This is a genomic window from Nocardioides sp. (genome assembly GCF_964229035.1).
Lineage (GTDB): Bacteria > Actinomycetota > Actinomycetes > Propionibacteriales > Nocardioidaceae > Nocardioides.
Window position 1 is genome coordinate 1 of record NZ_CAXRAZ010000024.1, and the last position, 3,998, is coordinate 3,998.

Genomic DNA, 3,998 nt, shown 5'->3' on the forward strand with positions numbered 1-3,998 from the left:
CCGCGGTGCCGCCGTCGCCGGGATGATCCGGGCCACGGTCGAGCGGATGTACAGCGAGACCGAGGAGAACCGCTTCCTCGAGGTCACCTACGCCAACGGCGACAAGGAGGTCCTGTACTTCAAGGACTTCAACTCCGGCGCGATGATCCAGAACATCGTCGACCGCGCCAAGAAGATGGCCATCAAGGACTTCCTCGACCGCCAGCAGAAGGGCCTGCGGGTCTCGCACCTGCTCCAGGCCTGCGTCGACGAGTTCAAGGAGAACGAGGACCTCCCCAACACCACCAACCCCGACGACTGGGCACGCATCTCCGGCAAGAAGGGCGAGCGGATCGTGTTCATCCGCACCCTGATCACCGGCAAGCAGGGCACCGAGCCCGGCCGCTCGATCGACACGGTCAACGACACCGGTCAGTACCTCTGATCGTCGCCACGACCCCGCGTCCCCGGCCTGCGGCCGGTGCGACGCGGGGTCGTGCCACGTGCGGCCCGTAGGCTGGAGCCATGAGCGTGCGACGCGTGATGGGCACCGAGGTGGAGTACGGCATCGCCGTCCAGGGCAACCCGACCGCGAACCCGATGGTGGCGTCCTCGCAGGTCGTGAACGCCTACGCCACAGCCACGGTGAAGGCACGTCGTGCGCGGTGGGACTTCGAGGAGGAGTCGCCCCTGCGCGACGCCCGCGGCTTCGACATGTCGCGGCAGGTGGCCGACCCCTCGCAGCTCACCGACGAGGACCTCGGCCTCGCCAACGTCATCCTCACCAACGGGGCCCGCCTCTACGTCGACCACGCCCACCCGGAGTACTCCACGCCCGAGGTGGTCACGCCGCGCGACATCGTGCTGTGGGACAAGGCCGGCGAGCAGGTGATGCTGGACGCCGCCCGCCGCGCCGCGACCCTGCCCGGCAACCCGGGGATCGTGCTCTACAAGAACAACACCGACAACAAGGGCGCCTCCTATGGTGCACACGAGAACTTCCTCATGCGCCGCTCGACGCCGTTCGCCGACATCGTCACGCACCTGACGCCGTTCTTCGTCTCCCGACAGGTGGTGTGCGGCGCCGGCCGGGTGGGCCGCGGTCAGGACGGTCGCCACGAGGGCTTCCAGATCAGTCAGCGCGCCGACTTCTTCGAGGTCGAGGTGGGGCTCGAGACCACGCTCAAGCGCCCGATCATCAACACCCGCGACGAGCCGCACGCCGACCCGGAGAAGTACCGCCGACTGCACGTGATCATCGGCGACGCGAACCTCAGCGAGATCTCCACCTACCTCAAGGTCGGCACGACCTCGCTGGTGCTCGCGATGATCGAGGACCGCTTCATCGACCGCCCCCTCACCGTCGACACCCCGGTCAAGGCGCTGCGGGCCGTGAGCCACGACCCGACCCTGCGCCAGCGCGTCACCCTCGCCGACGGCCGCAAGCTCACCGCCATCGAGCTCCAGCGCGAGTACCTCGACCTGGCCCGCAAGTACGTCGAGGACCGTCTCGGCAGCGACGCCGACGAGCAGACCGTCGACATCCTCGAGCGCTGGGAGCGAACGCTGGCGCTCCTCGAGACCGACCCCATGTCGCTGGCCGACCAGCTCGACTGGGTCGCCAAGCTCAAGCTCATCGAGCAGTACCGCTCGCGCGACGGCCTCGCCTGGGACGACGCCAAGCTGCAGCTGATCGACTACCAGTACTCCGACATCCGGCCCGAGAAGGGTCTCTACCACCGCCTCGTGTCGGCCGGACGCATCCAGCGCCTGCTCACCGATGCCGAGGTCGACCGCGCGATGACCGAGCCGCCCGAGCAGACGCGCGCCTACTTCCGGGGTCGCTGCCTGGAGAAGTACGCCGAGCACGTCGCCGCGGCGTCCTGGGACTCGGTGATCTTCGACCTGCCGGGCCGCGAGTCGCTCCAGCGGGTGCCCACCATCGACCCCCTGCGCGGCAGTCGAGCCCACGTCGGCGACCTCATCGACGCCAGCGACACCGCCGACGCGCTGGTGGAGGCGCTCACGCGCTGAGGCCCCCGCGGAGGCTGGGCCCGAGGCACTAGGCTCGGACCATGGCACAGGAGCAGAAGCAGCCTCGCAAGGCCGAGGACACCGAGGAGACCACCGACGCCGTCGCGTCCTCCGACGTGGCCGAGCGCAAGGAGGCCCTGGACGACGACGTCGACGCGATCCTGGACGAGATCGACGACGTGCTCGAGACCAACGCCGAGGACTTCGTCAAGTCGTTCATCCAGAAGGGCGGGGAGTGACCGCCCCGATGACCTCCGACGCGCGCATCCCGGCGGCGTACCTGCGCCCCGGGACCTCCTCGTTCAGCGACTTCCTGGCCGCGAACGCCCCTGACCTCCTCCCCGCCCGCCAGTCGCTGCCTGCCGGGAGCGCCGCCGACCTGGCGCCGCACGGCACCACGATCGTGGCGGTCACCTTCCCCGGCGGCCTGGTGATGGCCGGCGACCGTCGCGCCACGATGGGCAACGTCATCGCCCAGCGCGACATCGAGAAGGTGTTCCCCGCCGACGAGTACTCCGTGGTCGGCATCGCCGGCACCGCCGGACTCGCCGTCGAGATGGTGCGGCTGTTCCAGGTCGAGCTCGAGCACTACGAGAAGATCGAGGGCACCCTGCTCAGCCTCGACGGCAAGGCCAACCGACTCTCGGCGCTCATCCGCGCCAACCTCGGCATGGCGATGCAGGGGCTGGCCGTCGTCCCGATGTTCGCCGGCTACGACCTCGACCGTGGCGTCGGGCGCATCTTCGGCTACGACGTCACCGGTGGGCGCCACGAGGAGGCCTCCTTCTTCACCGTCGGCTCCGGCTCGCTGTTCGCCCGCGGCTCGCTCAAGAAGCTCTACCGCGAGGACCTCACCCGCGAGGACGCCGTGCGCGTGTGCCTGCAGGCCCTCTACGACGCCGCGGACGACGACTCCGCCACCGGCGGCCCCGACCTCACCCGCCGCATCTTCCCCGTCGTGTGGAGCGTGACGGCCGACGGCACGCAGCGGCTCTCCGAGGCCGACCTCTCGGCCCTGGCCGGCCAGGTGGTCACCGCCCGGATGAACCGACCCGACGGGCCCGTCGCCGCCCTCCCCGGCGGTACCGTCGCCAACGCCGAGGAGTCGCCGCGATGAGCGCCCCGTTCTACGTCTCGCCCGAGCAGCTGATGAAGGACCGGGCGGACTTCGCCCGCAAGGGCATCGCCCGCGGCCGGTCCCTGGCTGCCGTCCAGTTCGCCGACGGCGTCCTGCTCGTCACCGAGAACCCCTCGCAGGCGCTGCACAAGGTCTCCGAGCTGTACGACCGCCTCGCCTTCGCCGCGGTGGGCCGCTACAACGAGTTCGAGAACCTGCGCATCGCCGGCGTGCGCCTCGCCGACATGCGCGGCTACTCCTACGACCGCCGCGACGTCACCGGCCGGGGCCTGGCCAACGCCTACGCTCAGACCCTCGGCACGATCTTCTCCTCCGGCGGTGAGAAGCCGTACGAGGTCGAGATCTTCGTCGCCGAGGTGGGCGAGACCGCCGCCGACGACCAGATCTACCGCCTCACCTACGAGGGCCGCGTCGCCGACGAGCACGGGTACGCGGTGATGGGCGGCGACGCCGACACCGTGTCGTTCTACCTCGCCGAGCACTACACCGAGGGCGCGTCCCTCGAGGCCGCGCTCGCCGTGGCGGTCTCCGCGCTCGGGCACAGCAACGACGAGCGCGGCCAGGCCACCGACCGCGTCATCGGGGTCGACGACCTCGAGGTCGCCGTCCTCGACCGCACCCGCACCCAGCGGCGCAAGTTCCGCCGCATCCTGCCCGCCCGTCTCGAGGAGCTGCTCGGCGACCGCGGCCCCAGCGAGTCCGCCCCCGTCGTCCACAGCTCGGAGACGCCCGTCGGCGGCGATGGCGAGCCCCCGGTAGCACCGCCCGTCTGACCCTCCACCTCACCCACCGTCGCTCCACGCGCTTTCCGGCGCGCGGTCGGCGGTGGTTGGGGGTTGGAGCCCAA

The 3,998-nt window shown here is 70.5% G+C and carries 4 protein-coding genes and 1 pseudogene; all 5 read left to right on the forward strand.

Translation table 11 applies throughout. From position 1 onward, the window contains the following. Window positions 1-424, forward strand: a pseudogene (locus tag ACERUN_RS07630) (proteasome ATPase); the annotation flags it as partial. Between the two features lie 80 nt (window positions 425-504). Further along, entirely contained in the window at window positions 505-2,013 is a 1,509-nt protein-coding gene (gene dop / locus ACERUN_RS07635) for a depupylase/deamidase Dop (protein ID WP_370289272.1), read from the forward strand. A 41-nt stretch (window positions 2,014-2,054) separates the two neighbouring features. Beyond that, window positions 2,055-2,252: a ubiquitin-like protein Pup gene (locus ACERUN_RS07640; protein WP_370289273.1), complete on the forward strand. Its 198-nt coding sequence runs from the start codon at window positions 2,055-2,057 to the stop codon at window positions 2,250-2,252. A gap of 8 nt (window positions 2,253-2,260) precedes the next feature. After that, window positions 2,261-3,130, forward strand: a complete 870-nt coding sequence (gene prcB / locus ACERUN_RS07645; protein WP_370289275.1) for a proteasome subunit beta — start codon at window positions 2,261-2,263, stop codon at window positions 3,128-3,130. Next, complete coding sequence (prcA, locus tag ACERUN_RS07650) at window positions 3,127-3,924, forward strand: proteasome subunit alpha (protein WP_370289274.1); 798 nt, start codon at window positions 3,127-3,129, stop codon at window positions 3,922-3,924. Before prcB ends, prcA begins: the two co-directional genes overlap by 4 nt. The last annotated feature ends 74 nt before the right edge of the window (window positions 3,925-3,998 follow it).

What these genes read in the sequence shown, in the direction of transcription:
- dop (WP_370289272.1), top strand. Translation starts at nt 505, where the DNA reads ATGAGCGTGCGACGCGTGATGGGCACCGAGGTGGAGTACGGCATCGCC.
- ACERUN_RS07640 (WP_370289273.1), top strand. Translation starts at nt 2,055, where the DNA reads ATGGCACAGGAGCAGAAGCAGCCTCGCAAGGCCGAGGACACCGAGGAG.
- prcB (WP_370289275.1), top strand. Translation starts at nt 2,261, where the DNA reads ATGACCTCCGACGCGCGCATCCCGGCGGCGTACCTGCGCCCCGGGACC.
- prcA (WP_370289274.1), top strand. Translation starts at nt 3,127, where the DNA reads ATGAGCGCCCCGTTCTACGTCTCGCCCGAGCAGCTGATGAAGGACCGG.